At 71.5% G+C, this 19,731-nt stretch carries 19 protein-coding genes and 1 tRNA gene; 8 read left to right on the top strand and 12 right to left on the bottom strand.

Annotated elements, in window-relative coordinates:
- Window positions 1-30 precede the first annotated feature (30 nt).
- From JNO54_RS04390 to JNO54_RS04375, 4 genes are all read left to right on the top strand, one after another.
- A complete protein-coding gene (locus tag JNO54_RS04390; protein WP_307818057.1) occupies window positions 31-1,551 on the top strand; it encodes a potassium/proton antiporter in 1,521 nt (506 codons plus the stop codon).
- 44 nt (window positions 1,552-1,595) lie between these two features.
- Window positions 1,596-1,931: an FmdB family zinc ribbon protein gene (locus JNO54_RS04385; RefSeq protein ID WP_204142799.1), complete on the top strand. Its 336-nt coding sequence runs from the start codon at window positions 1,596-1,598 to the stop codon at window positions 1,929-1,931.
- Between the two features lie 39 nt (window positions 1,932-1,970).
- Window positions 1,971-2,618 (top strand): SAF domain-containing protein, encoded by a 648-nt coding sequence (locus JNO54_RS04380; protein ID WP_204142798.1) that lies wholly within the window; start codon window positions 1,971-1,973, stop codon window positions 2,616-2,618.
- 175 nt (window positions 2,619-2,793) lie between these two features.
- Complete coding sequence (locus JNO54_RS04375) at window positions 2,794-3,168, top strand: MscL family protein (protein WP_204142797.1); 375 nt, start codon at window positions 2,794-2,796, stop codon at window positions 3,166-3,168.
- A gap of 75 nt (window positions 3,169-3,243) precedes the next feature.
- Here JNO54_RS04375 and JNO54_RS04370 read toward each other — a convergent pair whose 3' ends face one another.
- Window positions 3,244-3,459 carry a hypothetical protein gene (locus JNO54_RS04370; protein WP_204142796.1) on the bottom strand — a complete coding sequence of 72 codons (216 nt, stop codon included), beginning with the start codon at window positions 3,457-3,459 and terminating at the stop codon, window positions 3,244-3,246.
- A complete protein-coding gene (locus tag JNO54_RS04365) occupies window positions 3,456-7,109 on the bottom strand; it encodes a PDDEXK-like endonuclease domain-containing protein (protein WP_204142795.1) in 3,654 nt (1,217 codons plus the stop codon). Before JNO54_RS04365 ends, JNO54_RS04370 begins: the two co-directional genes overlap by 4 nt.
- A gap of 128 nt (window positions 7,110-7,237) precedes the next feature.
- On the opposite strand from JNO54_RS04365, the gene JNO54_RS04360 reads away from it, so the two are divergent.
- Window positions 7,238-8,440: a lytic transglycosylase domain-containing protein gene (locus JNO54_RS04360; protein WP_233703176.1), complete on the top strand. Its 1,203-nt coding sequence runs from the start codon at window positions 7,238-7,240 to the stop codon at window positions 8,438-8,440.
- Window positions 8,441-8,486: 46 nt separating this feature from the next.
- On the opposite strand, the gene JNO54_RS04355 is transcribed toward JNO54_RS04360, so the two are convergent.
- Both JNO54_RS04355 and JNO54_RS14910 read right to left on the bottom strand, forming a co-directional pair.
- Window positions 8,487-8,558, bottom strand: a tRNA-Arg gene (locus JNO54_RS04355).
- A gap of 76 nt (window positions 8,559-8,634) precedes the next feature.
- A complete protein-coding gene (locus JNO54_RS14910) occupies window positions 8,635-9,243 on the bottom strand; it encodes a helix-turn-helix domain-containing protein (protein WP_204142794.1) in 609 nt (202 codons plus the stop codon).
- 110 nt (window positions 9,244-9,353) lie between these two features.
- Between JNO54_RS14910 and JNO54_RS04345 the strand changes: the two genes are divergently transcribed.
- Window positions 9,354-10,163, top strand: coding sequence for an IclR family transcriptional regulator (locus JNO54_RS04345; RefSeq protein WP_204142793.1), 810 nt, complete (start codon window positions 9,354-9,356; stop codon window positions 10,161-10,163).
- Between the two features lie 23 nt (window positions 10,164-10,186).
- Here JNO54_RS04345 and JNO54_RS04340 read toward each other — a convergent pair whose 3' ends face one another.
- Genes JNO54_RS04340 through JNO54_RS04305 form a run of 8 tightly spaced genes read right to left on the bottom strand, consistent with a single transcriptional unit; the run spans window position 10,187 to window position 17,678 of the window.
- Window positions 10,187-10,633 carry a hypothetical protein gene (locus tag JNO54_RS04340; protein WP_204142792.1) on the bottom strand — a complete coding sequence of 149 codons (447 nt, stop codon included), beginning with the start codon at window positions 10,631-10,633 and terminating at the stop codon, window positions 10,187-10,189.
- A complete protein-coding gene (locus tag JNO54_RS04335) occupies window positions 10,633-12,222 on the bottom strand; it encodes an acyl-CoA synthetase (RefSeq protein WP_204142791.1) in 1,590 nt (529 codons plus the stop codon). The genes JNO54_RS04340 and JNO54_RS04335 overlap by 1 nt, the downstream gene beginning before the upstream one ends.
- Before the next feature lie 55 nt (window positions 12,223-12,277).
- Window positions 12,278-13,120, bottom strand: coding sequence for an SDR family NAD(P)-dependent oxidoreductase (locus tag JNO54_RS04330; RefSeq protein WP_204142790.1), 843 nt, complete (start codon window positions 13,118-13,120; stop codon window positions 12,278-12,280).
- Entirely contained in the window at window positions 13,117-13,992 is an 876-nt protein-coding gene (locus tag JNO54_RS04325) for an alpha/beta fold hydrolase (RefSeq protein ID WP_204142789.1), read from the bottom strand. Before JNO54_RS04325 ends, JNO54_RS04330 begins: the two co-directional genes overlap by 4 nt.
- A 37-nt stretch (window positions 13,993-14,029) precedes the next feature.
- Window positions 14,030-14,656 (bottom strand): aromatic-ring-hydroxylating dioxygenase subunit beta, encoded by a 627-nt coding sequence (locus JNO54_RS04320; protein ID WP_307818056.1) that lies wholly within the window; start codon window positions 14,654-14,656, stop codon window positions 14,030-14,032.
- A gap of 60 nt (window positions 14,657-14,716) precedes the next feature.
- Entirely contained in the window at window positions 14,717-15,946 is a 1,230-nt protein-coding gene (locus tag JNO54_RS04315) for an NAD(P)/FAD-dependent oxidoreductase (RefSeq protein ID WP_204142788.1), read from the bottom strand.
- Complete coding sequence (locus tag JNO54_RS04310) at window positions 15,943-16,281, bottom strand: Rieske (2Fe-2S) protein (protein WP_204142787.1); 339 nt, start codon at window positions 16,279-16,281, stop codon at window positions 15,943-15,945. Before JNO54_RS04310 ends, JNO54_RS04315 begins: the two co-directional genes overlap by 4 nt.
- A complete protein-coding gene (locus JNO54_RS04305; RefSeq protein ID WP_204142786.1) occupies window positions 16,278-17,678 on the bottom strand; it encodes an aromatic ring-hydroxylating oxygenase subunit alpha in 1,401 nt (466 codons plus the stop codon). The genes JNO54_RS04310 and JNO54_RS04305 overlap by 4 nt, the downstream gene beginning before the upstream one ends.
- Before the next feature lie 101 nt (window positions 17,679-17,779).
- Here JNO54_RS04305 and JNO54_RS04300 point away from each other — a divergent pair, with 101 nt between their 5' ends.
- Both JNO54_RS04300 and JNO54_RS04295 read left to right on the top strand, forming a co-directional pair.
- Window positions 17,780-18,763, top strand: coding sequence for a zinc-binding dehydrogenase (locus JNO54_RS04300; RefSeq protein ID WP_204142785.1), 984 nt, complete (start codon window positions 17,780-17,782; stop codon window positions 18,761-18,763).
- A 22-nt stretch (window positions 18,764-18,785) separates the two neighbouring features.
- Window positions 18,786-19,730, top strand: a complete 945-nt coding sequence (locus tag JNO54_RS04295) for a 3-carboxyethylcatechol 2,3-dioxygenase (protein ID WP_204142784.1) — start codon at window positions 18,786-18,788, stop codon at window positions 19,728-19,730.
- Window position 19,731: the final 1 nt, after the last annotated feature.

Genomic DNA, 19,731 nt, shown 5'->3' with positions numbered 1-19,731 from the left:
ACTAGCGACCGACCCGGACGGAGGTGAGCGGTGCTGACGAGCGTGGGCGGGCCCGGCCTCGACACCCTCGATCTCGCGCGTGCTCTCCTCGTCGGGTCGGCAGTCCTCGTCCTGTGCATCGCGGCGGTCCGGGTGACCTCCCGCTCGGGGCTGCCGACGCTGCTCGCCTACCTCGCGATCGGGTTGCTCCTCGGCGAGGTCGGCTTCGACTTCGACTCCGACGCGCTCGGCCAGGTCCTCGGCTACGCCGCGCTCATCCTCATCCTCACCGAGGGCGGCCTGACGACCCGCTGGTCGGCGATCCGGCGCTCGGTGGCGCCGGCGGTGACGCTGTCGACGGTCGGGGTCGTCGTGTCCGTGGTCGTCACCGCGGTCGCTGCGCACTGGCTGCTCGGGCTGGACTGGCACGTCGCGATGCTCATCGCCGCGATCGTCTCCTCGACCGACGCCGCCGCCGTCTTCTCCGTGCTGCGACGGGTGCCGCTCCCCCGGCGGCTCTCCGGGATGCTCGAGGCGGAGTCGGGCTTCAACGACGCCCCGGTGGTCATCCTCGTCGTCGCCCTCTCGGCCCGGCTCGTCGACCCGGCGCACGCAGCCTCGTGGCCCGTGCTGGCCGTCACCGCCACGCTCGAGCTCGTCGGCGGCGCGATCATCGGCGTCGCCGTCGGCTACCTCGGGGCCCGGCTCGTGCGGCGCACCGCGGCGGCCACGTCCGGCCTCTTCTCCATCGGCGTCATCGCGGTGTCGGTCTTCGCCTACGGCGCGGCCGCGATGGTGCACACCTCGGGATTCATCGCCTGCTACGCCGCCTCGCTCGTCATGGGCAACATGACGATGCCGCACAAGGCCGCGATGCTCGGCTTCGCGGAGTCGGTGGGCTGGCTGGCCCAGATCGGGCTCTTCGTCATGCTCGGCCTGCTCGCGACCCCCTCGGGCTTCACGGCCCAGGTCGTGCCGGCCCTCATCCTCGGCGCGGTCCTGCTGCTCGTCGCCCGGCCACTGTCCGTCGCCGTCTCCCTCACCCCCTTCGGCATCGGTTGGCGCGACCAGGCCTTCCTGTCCTGGGCGGGCCTGCGCGGGGCGGTCCCGGTCGTCCTCGCGACGGTGCCGGTGACGCACGGGGCGCGCGGGGTGGACTGGATCTTCGACCTCGTCTTCATGCTCGTCGTGCTCTTCACGCTCATCCAGGCTCCGACGCTGCCGTGGGTGGCCCGGCGGCTGCGGGTGACCGAGACGGCGGCGGCGCACGACATCAGTGTCGACTCCGGGCCGCTCGAGAGCATCGACGCGGATCTCGTCCAGGTGAGCGTCGGGGCCGGGTCGCGGCTGCACGGCGTGCGGGTCTTCGAGCTGCGGCTGCCGAAGGGGGCGAACGTCTCGTTGATCGTCCGGGACGAGTCGTCCTTCGTGCCGGGGCCGGACAGCCTGCTGCGCGCGGGCGACGACCTGCTCGTCGTGTGCGGGCGCGGGCTGCGAGACTCGGTGGAGGCCCGTCTGCTCGCGGTGAGCCGCGAGGGGCGGCTCGCGGGCTGGCGGTCCGGCAGCTCCTGACGCGAGGCACGAGCCGCCCGCGATCCTTCCTATACTTCGGTCCCGTGCCTACCTATGCCTACGCCTGCTCCGAGTGCGGTCACGAGTTCGACGCCGTGCAGTCCTTCAGCGACGACGCCCTGACCGAGTGCCCCCAGTGCGGTGGCGCGCTGCGCAAGAAGTTCGGCGCGGTCGGCGTGGTCTTCAAGGGTGGCGGCTTCTACCGCACGGACTCGCGCGGGACCTCTGCCGCGGGGGCGTCGTCGTCCGGCTCGAACGGCTCCTCGTCCAGCACCTCGAGCGACAACGGCTCGGGCACCGCCTCGTCGAGCACCGGCTCGAGCACCACGTCGTCCACAGGCACGTCCGGCGCGAGCTCGTCGTCCACCCCGGCCTCCTGACCCCAGCCGCCGCACCCGCGGCTGCCTAACGTCGGTGTCATGGCCGACCTCCTCGCGACCCAGCTCCCCTGGCTCTTCGCCCCTGGCCGCCGGCAGGCGTGGCGCCGACGGGTCGCCCGCCGGGTCGTCGCAGGGCTGCTGCTCTCCCTCGGGCTTGCGCTCGCGGTCGGCCGGGGCGCACCCGAGCCCACCGCCGCCGCCCTCGTCGCGGTCGCCGACGTGGCGGCGGGGACACCGGTGGACGCCGGCGACGTCCGCGTGGTCGATCGTCCGGCCTCGACCGTCCCCCAGGATGCGCTGCAGGCACCCGACGGGGCCGTCGGCCGGCTGGCGACGGTGGCCCTCGCCGAGGGGGAGGTGCTCACCCCGGCCCGGGTGCTCGGCAGCGACGCATCCACGGCGGGGCCCGGGAGGCGGGTCGTCACCGTGCCACTCATCGGTGCCGCGCGATCGCTTGCGGTGGGCGACCTCGTCGACGTCTACCGGCCCGGTCGCCGTGAGCCGGTCGCCGAGGAGGCGAGGGTCGTGGCGATCCCCGTGGGCGGCGACGAGCCGGCCGCGATCCCCGAGCCGACGGCGGTGCTCTCGCTGTCGGCGGCATCGGCCGGCGACATCGTCGACGCTCTCGACGAGGACGTCGGGACGGGCTTCGTCCTCACCGCCCGCGGACTCTCACCAGGTCGCTGACCTGCGGCGATGCTGCCTCGGAGGACAGTCTCGACGCCCTCCCGGCAGGCTGCGATAATGGATCCGCCACGCCCGGGCCCGTCGCCAACTTGCATATCCGCTGCAGGGTCTTTCATCCTGGTCGACGGAGTGCGCGCTCGCACTACTCACGTCTACCCCTAGAAGGATGGATCCCATGAAGGGCTTCAAGGACTTCCTCATGCGCGGCAACCTCGTCGAGATTGCCACCGGTCTGATCATCGCCACCGCGTTCGCCGCGGTCGTCGCCGCGTTCACCAACTTCCTCCTCGAGGCCATCGGCAAGGCCACCGGCGGTGCCGACTTCAACTTCGACGACATGACCATCGGCGGCTTCCAGACGGTCGGCCCGCTGCTCACCGCTCTCGTCGCCTTCCTCATCATGGCCGCCGTCGTGTACTTCGGCGTCATCAAGCCGTACCAGGCGATGCGTGAGCGCTTCGTCGCCGCCGAGGAGGAGACCACCGAGGAGAACGTCGAGCTCCTCCGCGAGATCCGCGACGAGCTCCGCGCCGGCCGCGGCCGCATCTGATCGCAGCACCCGCGACGGCCACACGTCGCAGCCCGAAGGGGTGAGAGCCACCGGCTCTCACCCCTTCGTCGTCCCTCAGTCCCGGCCCCAGTGGGGCGGACGTTCGTCGAGCAGCCACTTCTCCCGTGGGTCGAGGACCGGGGTGCCCTCGGACCGGGGCGTCCGGGGCGAAGGGGTGTCCTCGGCCTGGGTGCTGGCGGCACGAGCCGCCTCCGAGGTGCCCGGGTGGCTGGCCCGCCGATGACGGCGCCGACGGGGCGACGGCTCGGCAGTGCCGTCGTCTGGACTCATCGCCGGTGTCCGGCCTCGAGCGCCCGGCAGGCGTCGTGCAGGGCGCGGACAACCTTGGCCTCCTGCCGCGCGGGGTCGGCGAAGATGTCGGTCGTCCACAGCCGCAGGTGGCGCCAGCCGAGGGCCGTCAGCTCGGCGGGGAGGATCCGGTCGCGCTGACGGGCGCCGGCGCGGCTCGCGTACTCCGGGCCGTCGAGGCTCACGGCGAGCTGGTAGCCCCGGTGGTCCGGGTCGGCCACGGCGATGTCCACCCGGTGCGCCCCTCGGCCCACGCCGATCTCGGCGACGAGGCCGGCGGCACGGAGTCGTTGGGCGAAGCCGACGACAAGGGGACCGGCTCCCCCTTCGTCCCCGCTGGCCCGGTGGGCCGGCGGCGACTCCTCGAGGGCCTCGAGCTCGGCGAGGACCGCGCGCAGCGCCTCGATGCCGCTGCCCTTGGGCACGCCCCGCAAGGCGGCGGCCCGCAGCCCGGTCACCCAGTCGACCTGGCGGCGTCCCCGGGTCAGGGCGATGCCGACGAGGCGGGCACCCTCGATGCCCGCGAGTGCCCGGCTGGCCGCGGTCGCCGGGGCGCCAGAGCCGAGCGGGCTCACCGGGCCGACGCTGACGACGACACGGTCACGCTGCTCGCGCTGCCAGCGGTCGACCGGCTTGACGACGAAGGGGGCCGGGAGCGCCGCCATCCCGGCGGCCAGCTCGGGCCGGCGACGCACCGTGTCGGCCACGGCGGCACGGACGGCCGCTGCGTGCTCGGCGTCGAAGGTGACGACGCCCAGGCTCGTCCCGGGCTCGGCGAGGGCCTCCACGACGAGAGAGGCGACGAGGTCGACCTCGGGGCTGGGGCCGCCCCCCGCGTGCTCGGTGTCCACGACACGCAGCCGGGGCGTGGGGTCGCCGCCGGGCGCTGGGGTGTGGACGACGCCGCGCTCGCGAGCCGACGGGATCCACGGGCGAGGGTCGCCGCTGGTCCGCAGGTGGACGACCTCGAGGCTGCGCTCGGCCAGGGTGGCGAGGTCGTCGGCAGAGGTGTCGGGTGGCCGCACGCCGGGGTCGGTGCTCCACGAGCCGGGCCGCTGCTGCGTCGGGTCGCCCACGACGACGAGCTGCCCGCCGCGGGCGATGGCGCCGACGGCCCGGGCGAGGCTGGTCCGGCTCGCGTCGTCGACGACCACGAGGTCGAATCGCTCGTCCGGGGGCAGGACCAGGCCGACCGCGAGGGGGCTCATCATCGTGCAGGGGCCGGCGGCGCGGAGGAGCCCGCCCCACGCGTCGTAGCCGTCGCGCCAGCGCGGGGCGGGCCTGCCACGGCCCTTGGCGGTGCGGTCGACGTCGAGGGCAGCCCTGCGGTTGCCGCGCCCGAGCGACCGGAAGCGTCGGCTGGCGGCGTCGGCGAGCGCGCGGGCGTTGGCGGCGACGGTCTCGGCGTCGGCGACGACGAAGTCGGCGAGGGCAGCGTCGAGGTCGGTGCCCTCGACGGCCCGGAAGCGCCGGTCCCCGGACCCGATCTCCTCGAGGACCGACATCCACCACACGTAGCGCATCTCGTCGACGACCGCGGACGGTGCGACACGCCGCCGGGCCAGGTCGTCGACGACCTCGCCGAGGCCGAGCTCGTCCAGGGCGTCGACGTCGCCGCGGGTGGCGGAGGCCGCCTCGGCGCCGGCCCGGTCGCGGCGCAGGGCGGCGAGCAGGGTCCGCAGCTCGGCGGTCGGACGGTCGATGAGCCCGTCACCCTCCGCCGCCGGCGGCAGTGCGGTCTCGACCGTCGCGAGTGCTGCGTGCACCCGCTCGTAGGCCCGGTGCGCGTCGTCGATGGTCGCAGGGATGCGTGGCCGGCCACCGCCGCCGACGATGCCTGCCCACGCGCGGCGCTGCTCCTGGGCGCTGACGAGGGCGGCATGGAGGTCGGCGGGCGGCCTGCCGGGACGGAGGTGGGCGCGTGCCTGCCGCACGAGGCGGCGCCGCTCGACCATGCCGAGCCGGGTCATCGACGAGGTCGCGTCGATGAGCGGGTCGATCGGGGCGTCGAAGAGCTCGGGCCGGAAGATGTCGAGGGTGTCGCGGATCTGCTCCACGGCCGCGAGGAGGCGGCCGTGGTCGCCCGGGGCCTGGGCGCGAGGCTCGGTGATGTCGCGGAAGACCTCGGACATCGTCCGGTCGAGCGCGGCGAGATCCTCGTCGAGCAGGTGGGTGATCGTCTCGCTCACCCAGTCGACGTCCTGGGCGCTCGTCACCCTCCCCCGCCACCAGGGCGAAGGGGTGGGCCGGCGGTCCCAGGCGAAGGTCCGGGCGATCGTCTCGGCATGGGTCGCGGCCTCCTCGATGGCGTCGAGGTCGAGCCGGGAGAGGACCTCCCGACCGAGGCGCACCCGCGAGCGGGGAGGAGATGCGGCGCCGGCGAGGGCCACCACCGAGTCGTGGGCGTCGGCGATGCTCACGCCCCACGGCTCGCGCGGGGTGTGGACCGCCTGGGCGTGCCCGTCGAGGGTCGCGGCAGCAGCCGTCGCGCGCTGGCTGCTCGCGGCCGAGCCGGTCTCGGGCTGGTCCGAGCGGGTCGGCCAGCGGTCGGTGATGAGCCGCGGGTCGACCTGACCGGCCGGGTCGGTGACGTGGACGACGAGATCGCCGAGGCCGACACCGTCGAGGACACCATGGACAGCCTGCAGCGCGGCCGTCTTCTCGGCGACGACGAGCACACGCCGCTCGGATCCCACCGTCTGCGCCACGAGCGCCGCGACGAACCGCGCCGCGTCGACGCCCGGCGGCGCCTCGACGAAGAGGTCCTCGCCCTCTGCGACACGGTCCAGGGCTCCCTGCTGGTCCTCGGGGAGGTCGAAGACGCTCGCGTCGACCCCTTCGGGCGCCCGACGACCCCGGACCGAACGACGACGGTCCGCGGCTGACCCCTTCGCCGCGCCACCCGCCGGCGCCACCTCCTCGCCGTCGGTGAGGCGAGCGAGGACCGGGTGAGCGTCGACGACCCGGCGGATCGCGTCGAGGTCGGCGATCGCCTCGGCCTTGCCGTAGGGGTACGCGCCGAGCTGGAGGGTGGAGCGGATCTCGAAGCCGGGGATCTGGGCGCACAGCTGCCGCAGCGCCTCGTAGACCGGCTCGGGGTTGAACCCACGCTCCCCGGCACGGCCACGCTCGAGGACCCGCGTCAGCGCCCCGGGGCGGCGCAGGCGGGGCTCGACGACCGCGACGAGCGCGGGGTTGAGCTCGACGTCGGTGACGAAGGTCAGCCGCAGGTCGCCGTCGGTCTCGGTGGGCTCGAGGTCGACACGACGCAGGAGCACGGGGGCGGCGGGGCGGCGCTGCTCGACGCTCGTGTGCCACGTGGCCTCTCCCATGGCCAGGAAGCAGGTGCTCAGGCCGTGCTCCTCGGCGATCGCGTCGGTGCGCTCACGCAGGCGGCGGGCGGTGCGCTGGGCGCGGGCGCGGGCCTCAGGCTCGCGGACGAGGTCGCTGATCCGCACGTCGCGGCCGGCGAGGAGCATCGCCGTGCCACCCGGGTGGGCGCGGGTGAGGTCGACGACCTCGGAGTCGTCACGCCGGGGCCAGACCAGGGTGTTGGGGCCGCCGAGGTCCATGAGCTCGCCGCGCCACTGCTCGGGCCCCGGCGGGGTCGAAGGGGTGGTCGCTGAGCTCACGTCGGCAGGCTAACGCGAAGGGGCGGCCCGTCGGACACCCACGGTTGGTGAGCCGTTCCCCGCACGGTCGACGACGTGCCGCCGTGGCGCGCCTAGCCTGGATGCTGAGCTCGAAGGGGGATCCGGGGATGCGAGCGCGAGTGGCCTGGGTCGGCGCTGGGGTTGTCGCCGTCGTGGGAGGGGGTGCGGCCGCGGTCGCGTCGGTCGGGGGGCCGGCTGCGCCGGTCGAGACGGTGGTGGAGGTTGCCGAACCGGCCGTGAGCGTGGCCGCGCGTCTCGGTCCGCCGGCGCCGCGGCTGCTCGACGTCGCGGTCGAGCGCACCCACGTCCGAGCCCACCCCATGAAGCCGCTCCCGAAGCGGCCGGTCCGGGCGAAGAAGGCACCGAAGAAGGTCGATGCGGCGAAGGCGAAGAAGCTCGCCCAGGAGCTGCGCCTCGGCGCCGGCACCCCCAAGGCGCACCTCGTCAGGGCGTACCGCAAGGCGCCCTCCTTCGCGCCCGCGGGCTGCGGGGTCCGACCCGAGCTGCTCGCCGCCATCGGGCAGGTCGAGTCGGGCAACATCGGCGGCCGCGCGCTGACCGGTCACAGGGTGACCCCGCCCGTCTACGGGCCGCCGCTGACGGGCGGAGCCTTCGCGCGGATCTCGGACAGCGACGGCGGGCGGCTCGACGGGTCCTCGGCGTCCGACCGAGCGGTCGGGCCGATGCAGTTCATCCCGACGACATGGGCGGCGTGGGGCACGGACGCCGACGACGACGGCACCGCCGACCCGCAGAACGTCTACGACGCCGCGGCGTCGGCGGCTCGTTACCTGTGCGCGGGCGGGCGCGACCTCGCGGACCCCGGATCGTTGCGCCGCGCGATCCTCTCCTACAACTACTCGGGCGAGTACGTCGCGACGGTGCTGTCGTGGAAGGGATTCTTCGAGCGCAACGGGCTCGAGGCGATCGGCGACACGTCCCGCTTCGTGCCCAACGGGGTCGTGACGTCGACGACGAAGAGCCGGGACGAGCGCGCGGACGAGCCGGTGGTCACGCCGGGGCCGAAGGACACGGTGCCAGCCCGCCCTGCGACGAAGCCTTCGAGCAGCTCGCCGGTACCCACGACGACGTCTTCGACACCGACGTCCGGGACCACGTCGCCGACCCCGAGCACTCCCCCTTCGCCCGGGGCGACGACGCCGCCGACGACCGAGACGACGGAGCCGACGGAGCCGACGGAGCCGACGGCGGATCCGACGACCCCCTCGCCCGAGCCGACGCCGACCGAGCCGGATCCTGGCTCGACCACCCCACCCGAGCCCGAGCCGGCCGAGACGAGCGCGCCCTGAGGGACGACCGTCGCGCCGTGTCGCGCCTTGGCATCCCGGAGATCGGTGCCCCCGGCAAGATTCGAACTTGCGACACCTTCTTTAGGAGAGAAGTGCTCTTCCCCTGAGCTACGAGGGCTTGGCCGCGTCAGCAGCCTCGGACAGGGTAGCCCCTGTAGGTCGCCGTCCAGGACGTCAAGCACAGCCGGGGCGGCTCAACCCGGCTCGCTGGTCGAGAACTGTCGGATCTGGGGCACGGTCGTCACCATGTGAGCCAGGGCCGTGGCGGAGAGGCAGACGTGACGGTGGGGCACGTCTCCGGGGAATCGGACGAAGTCTCCGGGTCCGAGGTCGACCGGGTCCGACAGCGGGCCGGTGCGGATCTCGCCCTCGATCACGTAGACGTGGTGCAGCGTCCCCGAGGAGTGAGGCATGACGGTCGCCGTCCGCATCTTCTTGCTCAGCCGGACGACCTGCGTCCGGACGTGGCCGGTACCGAAGATCTCGTCGAGGAACCTGATGTCCGACCCGTAGTGCTGGCGCCAGCCCGCCGACTCTGCCCGCCGGACGTAGACCGGGTTGCCCCACTCGGTGACCAGCCGCCTCAGCGGGACGCCGAGGCACACCCCGACGGCGGCAAGGGTGTCGACCGTGGGGTTCCCCGCGCCGGCTTCCAGCTTAGAGAGGGTCTGCTTCGACAGGCCGGAACGTCGCGCCATGTCTCCCAGGGAGAGCCCGCGCTCCTGCCGGAATCGCCGGACGTTGGTCGCGATGAGCTGCGAGATCTCGGAGTCCCGCCCCTCTGCTCGCTCAACAGTCGTCACTTACAATATCCTATCCGTCACTCTTGACTGAATGCTCTTCTCGGGCCAGGATATCGATGTCAAAGGTGACAGAGCGCTTACCTCGATAGACGCACCGAGAGGGATCGTCCATGACAGCAACAGTTGAGGGCCGCGATACCACCCAGGACAGCGGCGACCGAGCAGCGGTGGACAAGGCGATAAGCCTGCTCGCCTCCTTCGGTGCCGACGCGGTCTCCGGTGTCGGTGTCAGCGAGCTCGCCCGTCGGGCGGACCTCAGCAAGTCCACGGCCTTCCGCGTGCTGGGGATGCTGGAGCGCAACCGTGTCGTCGAGAGGGTCGGCCGCAAGTATCGCCTAGGCGCGCGACTCCAGGAGCTGAGTCGCCCCGTCGACGCCGACGAGCACCTCTGGCTCCGTGAGTTCCTCATCCCTGCTTGCGCCGACCTCTACGAGAAGACCCACGAGATCGTCCATGTCTCCGTCCTCGAGGGGACGGACGTGATCGCGCTGCACCGGCTCTTCGGCGGCAAGGCGGGCCACTCCCCCTCGCGGATCGGAGAGAGGCTCCCCGCTCACGCCGCCGCCGCCGGCAAGGTCATGCTCGCGCACGACCCGCAGGCACTGGAGCAGGTCCTGTCGGCACCGCTGGAGGCGAGGACGTCCCGCACGATCACCGATCCTGACGAGCTGATGACCGAGCTCGCCCGCATCCGCGAAGGGGGGCTGGGCGTCAACATCGAGGAGGCCGCACCCGGCATGGTCTCGATCGCTGCCCCGGTACGCGGCTCGAACGGCCGACCCCGCGCCGCGCTGGCGATCGTCGGGACGGTCGGCCGCATCGACCTGCACCAGCACGCCCCGTGGCTGCGCAAGGTCGCGGCCGGGGCCAGCCAGGCGCTGATCCGCGCCGAGCGTGCGCGCTACAGGCCGGTCAGCTGACTCGTCCCACGACGAGGGGCCACTCAGTCCGTGGGGACCCGGTCCAGATCCATGTCCGTCTGGGTAACCCAGGCCGGTTCGTACACCAGAAGTGACAGCGTCCCTTCACGGATATCGACCTCGACGCCCGGGCGGTAGCCCGCACGCTGCGCCGTCTCGTGTGCTGCGATATCCTCCGGGTCGAGTGCCAGCACTACCCGCCGGCAGAGCGGGTCCGCCTCCACCAGGGCATCGGTAGCGACCAGGATCATCTCAGCCGGGACGGGCCCCTCAGGAGCGAGTTCGATGTCGTGCGCACCGGCTGGATAGCTGTCTGCGAGCCGGCCCTCCACGCAGCGCTCGATCCTCACCCGGTAGGTCGCCCCGCTACCGTCCTTGAGGGCGAACGTCGCAGCGCGGCGTCCGCCGTCCACTAGCTCGGCGGTCCACGGCGCCCGCGGGCTCAGGGCGCGAGGGATAACGGCGCGCATCAGTCCTTCCCCGCAATCTGCCGGATCGTCAGCTTGTCGAGCTTGCCCGAGGCGTTACGCGGCATCTCTGCCACGAGGGTGATACGGCTGGGCAACTTGTACCGGGCGAGACGCTCGCTCCCGAACTCGCGGACACTCTCGAGGGTGATGTCGGTCCCCTCCGCGACGGTGAGAACAGCTGAGACTGCCTCGCCCCACTTCTCGTCGGGCACGCCCACGACGGCGACGTCGAGGACCCCGGGCATCTCCGCGTAGACGCGCTCCACCTCGGCGGGATAGACGTTCTCACCTCCGGTGATGATCATGTCCTTGAGCCGGTCGACGATGAAGAGGAAGCCGTCCTCGTCGAGATAGCCGATGTCTCCCGAGTGGAACCAGCCCTGGTCGTCGTACGCGGCCGACGTGGCCTCGGCGTTGTTCCAGTAGCCGGCGGCGACGTTCGGCCCACGGACGACGATCTCGCCCCGCTCCCCCGTGGGCATCGGGGTCTTGTCGACGACATCGACGATCCGCACCTCGGTGAAGGGCATCGCCACCCCCGCGGAGCCCAGCTTCTCGCGCGTCCACTCGGCAGGCAGGTGCGTCGCGAAGGGCGCTGTCTCGGTGAGCCCCCAGGCCTGCTGGAGCGTCACGTCAAGCTCCAGGAACTGGGTGATGAGGGAGGGCGGCACCGGCGCACCGGCCACGATGAGACCGGTGAGCGACGACAAGTCCACCTCCTCGATACCCGGCGCCCGGCGCAGCGCGGCAAACATCGCGGGCACGCCGAACATCGAGTTCACCTTGTGCTCGACGATGTCGCGGACCATCTGCTCGGGGTCGAAGTGCCGTCGCAGGACCGCCTTGCCGCCCCGCGAGACCGCCCGGAGCAAGAAGGAGTTCAGCGCGCCGATGTGGAAGATCGGCGCCGCGCAGTGGGTGACGTCGCCGCGCCGGGTGTCAACCATGGAGTCGACGTTGACCGAGTTCCAGAAGATGTTGCCGTGGGTGAGGATGACTCCCTTAGGGTGGCCTGTCGTCCCCGACGTGAACATGAGGATCGCGGGGTCGTCATAGTCGCGTCGCACGTGCGCCGACATCGGCTCCGAGGCAGCCAGCACCGCCGACCACCGCTCCCAGTCCCCGGTCTCTGCGCCGTCGGCGACGGGGACGGCCGGGTCGTCGTCGACGAGCAAGGAGCGGCGGATCGCCGACCCCGCTTTGACCGAGTCGACCTCTGCCCGATGGCCCTCCTCCGCGACGATCGCGTCGGCGCCGCTAGCGGCGAGGACCCGCTCAAGCTCGGGCCCGGCGAGGCGGAAGTTGATCGGGACGAAGAGTGCCCCGACCCGGAAGGCGGCGTACATGGTCACGAGGAAGGAGGGGCTGTTCAGGCCGAGGTAGGCCACCCGGTCCCCCTCCCCCACTCCGCTCCTCACGAGGTCGGTCGCTAGCCTCGCGGCCTTCTCGTCGAGCTCGGCGTAGGTGACGTCGCCACCCTCGTAGATCAGCACCGTGCTATCCGGGGTCAGCCGGGCGTTGCGCTTGACCGCAGCGACGGGGTTGATATCGAGCGCGTGGCCCGAGTTGGCGGAGTGAGCCAGGATCATCTCGTCCTCCTGAGACGGGGCTGAGGGTCAGGGCGAAGGGGCGCGAAGGGGGAGGTCACAGGTGGTCGCCCCCGGCGTCGGACGCGAACCCGCGGACCCCCATGCCTCCGTCGATGGAGATCGCGTGCCCGGTCATGGGCCCGGACTGGGAGCTGGCAGCCAGCAGGACGAAGGGCCCGGTGAAGTCCCGGGGGTCGTGGCTGGAGTCGTGAAGCGGGATCGGCGGCCGGGTGCCGTCGCTGCGGCGCCGCGCGAAGGACGCCCCGATGGCCCGGGACTCCATGGACAGCGCTGCGGGCCCCCGCAGGTCCGTATCCATCCCGCCGCATGCGACGCCGTTGACGCGCACCTTCGGCGCCAGCTCGTAGGCGAGCTCGCGCATCAGTCCGAGGCTCGCGTGCTTGCTCGCGGTGTAGACCGGCCCGCCGCCGTTGACGTAGAAGGACGCGTTGGACAGCGTCATGATGAGGCTGCCCCGCGTGGTCACGAGCTCGCGCCAGGTCGCCTCGGCGGTCAGGAGGTACCCCTTGACGTTAATCGCGAAGATCTCGTCGAACGTCGCCTCGACGTCCTCGGCCGACATCCGCGTCAAGGACCGCTGGTAGTCCCAGACCCCCGCGTTGGCGACGACGGTGTCGATGCGGCCGAAGGCCCGCTTGACCCCGTCGACGGCACGGTGCAGGTCCGCCGAGCTGCGCACGTCACCGGTGACGGTGAGCAGCCGCTCCGGGTGTGCGCTCTCCCGCTTCAGGGCGGCGAGCTGCTCCTCGTCGATACCGAAGGCCGCCACGGAGGCCCCTTCGTGGAGGAACCGCTCCACGACGGCACGGCCCACCCCGGAGCCGCCGCCGGTCACGAGAGCGACGTCGCCCTCGAGCCACCCCTTCGGAGCACTCATCTCGCGCCCACGCCGAAGTCGATGACGTGCCGCTCGAACTCGGCCTGGCGCTCGAGCTGGACCCAGTGACCGCAGGCACCGAAGACGTGGAGCTGGACGTCCTTGATCTGCTTGAGCATGAGCTGGGCGCCTTCGAGCGTGATGGTGCGGTCGTCCCTGCCCCACAGGAGCAGGGTGGGGCTCTTGATGAGGTGGAGGTCACGCCACAGCGGGTCCATGCCGTGCCGGCGCGCGAAGGCGGCGTTGTAGCGGTGGTAGAACTCGATGTGGCTCTTGTCGAGCGAGGCCTCGTACCGGGCCCGCACCACGTCCTCGCCGAACTGCTTGTGGTCGTAGACCATCGTCCGGATGAAGCTGGCCATCTTCTTCTCCGAGGGTCCGGAGCCGTTGTAGTAGATGAACATCTGCTTCTGGCCCTCGGTGGGGGTCGGCCCGAACGGCAGCCATCCACCACCGGGCGCCATGAGGATGAGCCGGGCGACGCGCTCGGGTCGCTGCTGCGCCATGGCGATCGCGGCCGCGCCGCCGAGGCTGTTGCCGAGCAGGTGGAAGGTGTCGATGCCCATGGCGTCAAGCGCCTGGAAGAGCGCGTCGACGGCGATCTGCGTGATCGAGCGGTCCTGGAGGTCCTCCTCGGACGGCCGGTAGGAGTCGCCGAAGCCCGGCTGGTCGGGTAGGACTACCTGGAAGTGCTGCGCCAAAGCGGGGAGGTTCTGGGTGTAGTTGCTCAGCCCCGAGGCGCCCGGCCCACCGCCGTGCAGCATCACGAGGACCGGCCCGGAGCCCGCCTCTGCGACGGCGATGTCCCCAAGCGTGGTCGTGATCGTGTGCCGGGTGATCTCCGGCATGGGCTGAGAAGCTGTGGTGTCCACGTACCTGTCCTTTGCTGAAGCGGGGTTGCGTGCTCTGTCAGAAGAAGATCGAGAGGTTCTTCGCCTGCAGCACGTTCTGGTCGAGGAGGATCTCTCGCCGGGCCACTTCGAAGGAGCTGCCGCGGCGACGGAGGATGTCGGTGCGCTGACCCGCGAAGAGGTTGTTCTCGTGCTGCAGCCGCGACCGGTAGACCATGAAGGCTGTCCGGACGTTCAGGTCGTCCACGGTGAATCCCGGGTGCTCGTCGGGGTCCACGTGCGTCGCGATGACGTTGGAGATGAGGTGACGGGTCCGGGAGGGCGGGTCCTCGGCCCACGCCATGCCGGAGTCGAACCGGCGGATGCGCCACTCGAGGGACTGCTTGGTCTCGTCGAAGTACGAGGTCCCGCCACGCGGCTCGATCGAGAGCGACTGTTGACGTCGCAGCCGGTTCGTGCGCGTCGGCATCCAGTACTCGAGGTCGTCCGCGAGCAGGTCCAGCCAGTCGGTGAAACGGCCATCGTCGAGGCAGGCCGCCTCCTGGAAGTAGAACTGGCTGATCTCGAAGACCGTGTGCGCGTCTGCGCGCTGGCCGGCCCGGTCGTCGCTCCGACCAGGCGCCTTCGCCCCGGGGCGTGCGTCGGGGATGTTCATCTGGTCGCCGTCGTTCGTCGTGATGGTCACGGTGGAATCTGACTCCCTTCCCTGCTTGCCGCGACATCACTCGTGCCGCGTGGTGGAACGTCAGCCGCGGAGCAGCCGACGGAGATCGGTCGAGGTGTCCGCCAGCTGGTCCGCGGACACGGAGACACCGCGGTCGACGAGGCGACGTCCGGCCTTCGAGGCCGTCGCGTCGTCGACAGAGGCCACGGCCACGACGCGACCCTCGCGCAGGCCGTAGACAGAGAGGGGCACCTCGTCGAGGCTGCCCCGAAGGACGACCTCGTCGGCATGCTCCATGAGACCGATGCACTCCACGTGGTGGCCGTGCCGGTCGGACCAGAACCAGGGGGCGCCCTCGCTCGGCGCGGGGAGCCCGAGGATCGTCGCGACGGCCCGGTCGGCGGACCGCGTCGCGGCCTCCCAGTGCTCCTCCCTCGGTGCGGGCGAGCCGTCCTCCTGGCGTCGCCGGGCGACGTCACCGACGGCCAGGACGAAGGGGTGGGAGGTTACCTGGCCGGCGTCGGTGAGGACACCACCGTCCGTCTCGAGGCCTGCGGCCTCGGCGAGCGCGGTGTCCGGGACCATGCCGACGCCTAGCAGCACGGCGTCGGCGCGGCGAGGCTCGCCCTCGCCGACGAGCTGGACGAGGACGGTCCCGTACGGCTCGTCGCGCATCGACTCGACCGTCGTCTGCACCGTCTCGATGCCCCGCCTCGCGTGCATCTCGTGGAGCCACAGGGCGAGGTCGTGCCCCACCGCCCGCTCCAGCGGGACGGCAACCGGGTCGACGAGGGTGACCTGGCAGCCCAGGTCGTTGGCGGTCGAGGCCACCTCGGCGCCGATGAGCCCGGCACCCACGACGAGCAGCCGCGCCCCCGGTCGCAGGTCCTCCCGGAGCCGGTCTGCGTCGGCCCGCTCCCGGAGGACATGGACCCGCGGCGACTCCACGCCGGGGATGGGCGGCCGGGCCGCCCGGCCACCAGTGGCGAGGACGACCCGGTCCGGCGTGAGGACCCTGCCGTCGGAGAGGACGACCTCGTGCTCGTCCGGGTGCACGGACGTCACCGTGACCTCACCGACAAGGGTGACGTCTTGATCGACGTACCACTGCGCCGCCTGCAGCGCGATGCCGTCGAGGTCCCGGCCGCCGGCCAGGTACTCCTTTGACAGAGGCGGCCGGTCGTAGGGCAGCTTGTCAGGGTCGACGAGAACGATCTCGCCCTCGAAGCCGTGACGGCGCAGGCCGGAGACGGTGCTCACGCCCGCGATCCCACCACCGACTACGAGGACGCTGCGCGGCGACTCGCTCATGACGCAGGTGCCCCCGGGAAGAGGTAGACCTCTCCGTCGCGGACCTCGACGCGGTGGCTCGAGACTCCCCGCGGGGCCGGCAACGACTGCACGTCACCGGTCTTGAGGCAGAACTTACTCGCGTGGAGGGGGCACTCGACGAAGCCGTCCTCGACCCATCCGTCCGCCAGCGAGGCCACCTCGTGCGGGCAGGTGTTGTCGAGTGCCCAGACCGAGCCGTCGTCGTCCTTGAGGAGCGCGATGTCATCCTCGGTTCCGGTGACGTCCTTGGAGATGACGACGCCCTCGCCCTCGGGGATGTCGTCGACAGCTGCCACGCGGATGCCTTCGCTCATGGGGTCTGCTCCTCGGGGGTTGCACCCGGCCGCTTCGGCCGGGGACGGGTCTCGTGCCAAGCCGGCGTGCTCATCAGCTCGGACCAGCGGCGGTAGAAGGACAGGCCGGCGGCGTCGCTGAAGAGCTCGGTAGTCTTGCCCGGGTGGACACCGTCCTCGGTAGCCGTGCCGAGCGACATCTGGAAATTCAGCGGGGTCTCCCCCGTGATGAAGCCGCCAGAGATCACCTGGATCTCGCTCCAGTTCTCCCCGTCATCCTGCTCGAAGATGCCGCTGGGGCCGAAGGTGCGCAGGTTGTACAGCCGCTGCGCCTCGCGGACGTCCTCGGGCATTGATCGGTCGACGATGGTCCAGGCCCAGACCTCGATCTTGTCCGGTCCCTTGGGGTGCCACACGCGGATCGAGCCGTTGACCGGCAGGTAGGAGAAGTTGGGGAAGACGGTCGCGTGACCCGTGGTCATCGGTCCCTCGACGCGCGCGTCGGTCAACCGCTCGCGCAGCGCGTCGTAGTCGTAGTACTCGTGGACCCGTTGCGCATCGAAGCGGTTCTTGGCGTTGACCGGGAAGCCCGCCCCGTGACCCCGGTCGGAGAGGAACTGACGGCCCTGGCGGTTGATCACCGCCTCGGCGAGCTTCTTGCCGGGAGGGGTCATGACGTAGAGCGCCGACGCGTGGCTCATGTTCACGTGGTACCAGTCGGTGGCGAACTGCTCGGCCATGAGCTTCCAGTTGCCCTCGAGGACCCAGCGGTGGACGTCGCCGACAACGACGGTCCCTTCAGGGTCGCGGTCGAGGAAGGCGTCCATGTACCAGGCCATGTCACCGAGGTAGTCGGCGAGCTCCTCGCCCTCGGCGTCCCACGTGCCGAAGATCAGCCCCCGGTAGGACTGCACCCGGGGAACTTCGACCAGTCCCCAGTCCCGGGGGTCGAAGTGGTCCGGGTACTTGTCCTTGTTGGGCACTGCGACTAGGTCGCCGTCGAGGTCGAAGGACCAGCCGTGGTAGCTGCACGTGAAGTTCTTCGTCCGGCCGGAGTCAGCGCGGCAGACGCGGGCACCCCGATGGCGGCAGGAGTTGAGGTAGGCCCGGATCCGACCCCTCTTGTCCTTCGTGACGATGATCGGGTCCTCGCCCATCCACGTCGTGAAGAAGTCGCCGGGCTTGTGGAACTGGTCCTCGTGCGCGAGGAAGAGCCACTGGGTGGCAAAGACCCGCCGGAGCTCCTGCCGATAGATCGCCTCGTCGCTGTAGATCACCCGGTCGACGACGCCGGTCTCGACGTCTACGAGTCCAGAGGTGTCGATGTTGGCCTTGAGGCCATCGGGGCGCGTCAGGCCGCCGACCTTCGCAACAGGTTCGCGAAGGGAGGCCGCCCTCGTGTCGTCAGTGGTGGTCATGCGGACATGCCACACCCGCGCACGCCAGCGCGGGTAGCAGGTGTGCCGTTGTACGGCACACCTGCTGTAGTTGCCTGTGGCGGCCCCTGAGGCTGGGTCCCATGCGCGCCGCCTCCTGCATCAGCCAGAGTCCCACCGACCCGCTGGGAGGTCTCGTCCTCTCCGACGTCCCCGAGCCTGAGAGACGCCCGGGGTGGACCAACGTCCGCATCGTCGCGACCTCGATCAACATGCACGACCTGTGGACGCTGCGCGGGGTGGGCCACCCGGAGGAGCACCTCCCGATGATCCTCGGCTGCGACGCTGCGGGGCACGACGAGGACGGCAACGAGGTGATCGTCTACCCGATCATCGCCGACCCAGACGCCGGCATGGGTGACGAGACCCTCGACCCACGCCGCGCGCTCCTGTCCGAGCGCCACAACGGCACCTTCGCCGAGGTCGTCTCGGTCCCCGAGCGCTGTGTCCTCCCCAAGCCCCCGGAGCTGTCGTTCGAGGAGGCCGCCTGTCTCCCCGTTGCCTGGGGCACCGCCTACCGGATGCTCTTCACCCAGGCGCAGATCAAGGCCGGGGACCGAGTGCTGGTCCAGGGGGTCGGCGGAGGGGTCGCCTCTGCCGCGATCAAGCTCGCGGTGGCCGCCGGCGCGGTCGTCTACGCCTCCAGCCGCTCGGCGGAGAAGCGCGCCACGGCCCTTGAATGGGGCGCGGCTGCGGCAGTCGCCCCTGGCGAGCGGCTGCCCGAGCGCGTGGACGTCGTCATCGAGACGGTCGGCGAGGCGACCTGGAGCTACTCGCTCAAGGCCTTGCGCCCCGGGGGCACAGTGGTCGTCTGCGGGGCCACCACCGGTGACCAGCCGCCGGCCGATCTCAACCGCGTCTTCTACCAGCAGCTGCGCGTCATCGGCTCGACCGGGTGCACCCGCTCCGAGATGGTCGCCCTGATCCGGATGATCTCTGCCACCGGGATCCGCCCGGTCGTCGACCGGGTTATGCCGCTCGAGGAGATCCACGACGCCTTCCGCCTCATGGAGGCCAGCGAGACCCTCGGCAAGATCATCCTCCACCCCACCCCTGCACCCGCCTGAACCCAACCACGGGAGGAACCCCATGACCGCTGCACTCGTCGGCCTGTCCCACTCGCCGCTGATCGGCAAGAACGACCCACCTGCCCACGTCCTCGAGGCCTGCGAGGGAGCCGTCGCGACAGCCCGCACCTTCGTCGAGGACTTCGACCCCGAGCTGGTCGTCCTCTACGCGCCGGACCACTACAACGGCTTCTTCTACGGGGGCATGCCCCCCTTCTGCCTCGCCACCGGGGCCATTTCCGTCGGTGACTTCGGGAGCACCCCCGGACCGCTCTCGGTCGACACCGAGGCGGCCAGGCACCTCGCCAAGGGCACGCTGGACCGGGGCATCGACCTCACCGTGTCCGCGCAGATGACCGTCGACCACGGCATGGTGCAGCCGCTCGAGCAGCTCTTCGGCGGCATCACCGACGTCCCGGTCGTCCCGGTCTTCGTCAACGGCGTCGCCACCCCCCTCGGCCCGGTCTCCCGGATCCGCGCGCTCGGCGAGGCGCTGGGCTCGGCCGCGGCAGAGCTGGACCGCCGGGTGCTCTTCATCGGCTCCGGCGGGCTCTCCCACGACCCGCCGGTCCCCGTCCTCGAGGGCGCTCCGCCGCCGGTGGCCAAGGCCCTCATCGAGGGCCTGTCCCCCACCCCCGACCAGCGGGCGAAGGGGGAGTCTCGGGTCGTCGCAGCTGGCCGCGCCTTCGCCGCGGACGAGCTGCCCAGCATGAAGGCGCTGAACCCGGAGTGGGACAACCTCGTCCTCGACACGCTCACCTCCGGCGACCTCTCGGCCGTCGACGACTGGACCGTCGAGTGGATGGCCGAGGAGGGCGGCGGGTCTGCGCACGAGGTCCGCTCCTGGGTGGCGGCGTTCGCCTCGCTGTCGACCTTCGGCGGCTTCGACGTGAGTCACCGCTTCTACCGGGCTGTGCCTGAGTGGATCGCCGGCTACGCCGTCGTCACGGCCACCTCCACCACCTGAC

The sequence above is a fragment of the Janibacter endophyticus genome (assembly GCF_016888335.1).
Taxonomy (GTDB): Bacteria; Actinomycetota; Actinomycetes; order Actinomycetales; family Dermatophilaceae; genus Marihabitans; species Marihabitans endophyticum.
The sequence above is the reverse complement of the archived record's forward strand: the minus strand, read 5'-3'. Positions and strand labels throughout refer to the sequence as shown.

What these genes read in the sequence shown, in the direction of transcription:
- JNO54_RS04380 (WP_204142798.1), top strand. Translation starts at nt 1,971, where the DNA reads ATGGCCGACCTCCTCGCGACCCAGCTCCCCTGGCTCTTCGCCCCTGGC.
- JNO54_RS04375 (WP_204142797.1), top strand. Translation starts at nt 2,794, where the DNA reads ATGAAGGGCTTCAAGGACTTCCTCATGCGCGGCAACCTCGTCGAGATT.
- JNO54_RS04370 (WP_204142796.1), bottom strand. Translation starts at nt 3,459, where the DNA reads ATGAGTCCAGACGACGGCACTGCCGAGCCGTCGCCCCGTCGGCGCCGT.
- JNO54_RS04360 (WP_233703176.1), top strand. Translation starts at nt 7,238, where the DNA reads ATGCGAGCGCGAGTGGCCTGGGTCGGCGCTGGGGTTGTCGCCGTCGTG.
- JNO54_RS04345 (WP_204142793.1), top strand. Translation starts at nt 9,354, where the DNA reads ATGACAGCAACAGTTGAGGGCCGCGATACCACCCAGGACAGCGGCGAC.
- JNO54_RS04340 (WP_204142792.1), bottom strand. Translation starts at nt 10,633, where the DNA reads ATGCGCGCCGTTATCCCTCGCGCCCTGAGCCCGCGGGCGCCGTGGACC.
- JNO54_RS04335 (WP_204142791.1), bottom strand. Translation starts at nt 12,222, where the DNA reads ATGATCCTGGCTCACTCCGCCAACTCGGGCCACGCGCTCGATATCAAC.
- JNO54_RS04330 (WP_204142790.1), bottom strand. Translation starts at nt 13,120, where the DNA reads ATGAGTGCTCCGAAGGGGTGGCTCGAGGGCGACGTCGCTCTCGTGACC.
- JNO54_RS04315 (WP_204142788.1), bottom strand. Translation starts at nt 15,946, where the DNA reads ATGAGCGAGTCGCCGCGCAGCGTCCTCGTAGTCGGTGGTGGGATCGCG.
- JNO54_RS04310 (WP_204142787.1), bottom strand. Translation starts at nt 16,281, where the DNA reads ATGAGCGAAGGCATCCGCGTGGCAGCTGTCGACGACATCCCCGAGGGC.
- JNO54_RS04305 (WP_204142786.1), bottom strand. Translation starts at nt 17,678, where the DNA reads ATGACCACCACTGACGACACGAGGGCGGCCTCCCTTCGCGAACCTGTT.
- JNO54_RS04300 (WP_204142785.1), top strand. Translation starts at nt 17,780, where the DNA reads ATGCGCGCCGCCTCCTGCATCAGCCAGAGTCCCACCGACCCGCTGGGA.
- JNO54_RS04295 (WP_204142784.1), top strand. Translation starts at nt 18,786, where the DNA reads ATGACCGCTGCACTCGTCGGCCTGTCCCACTCGCCGCTGATCGGCAAG.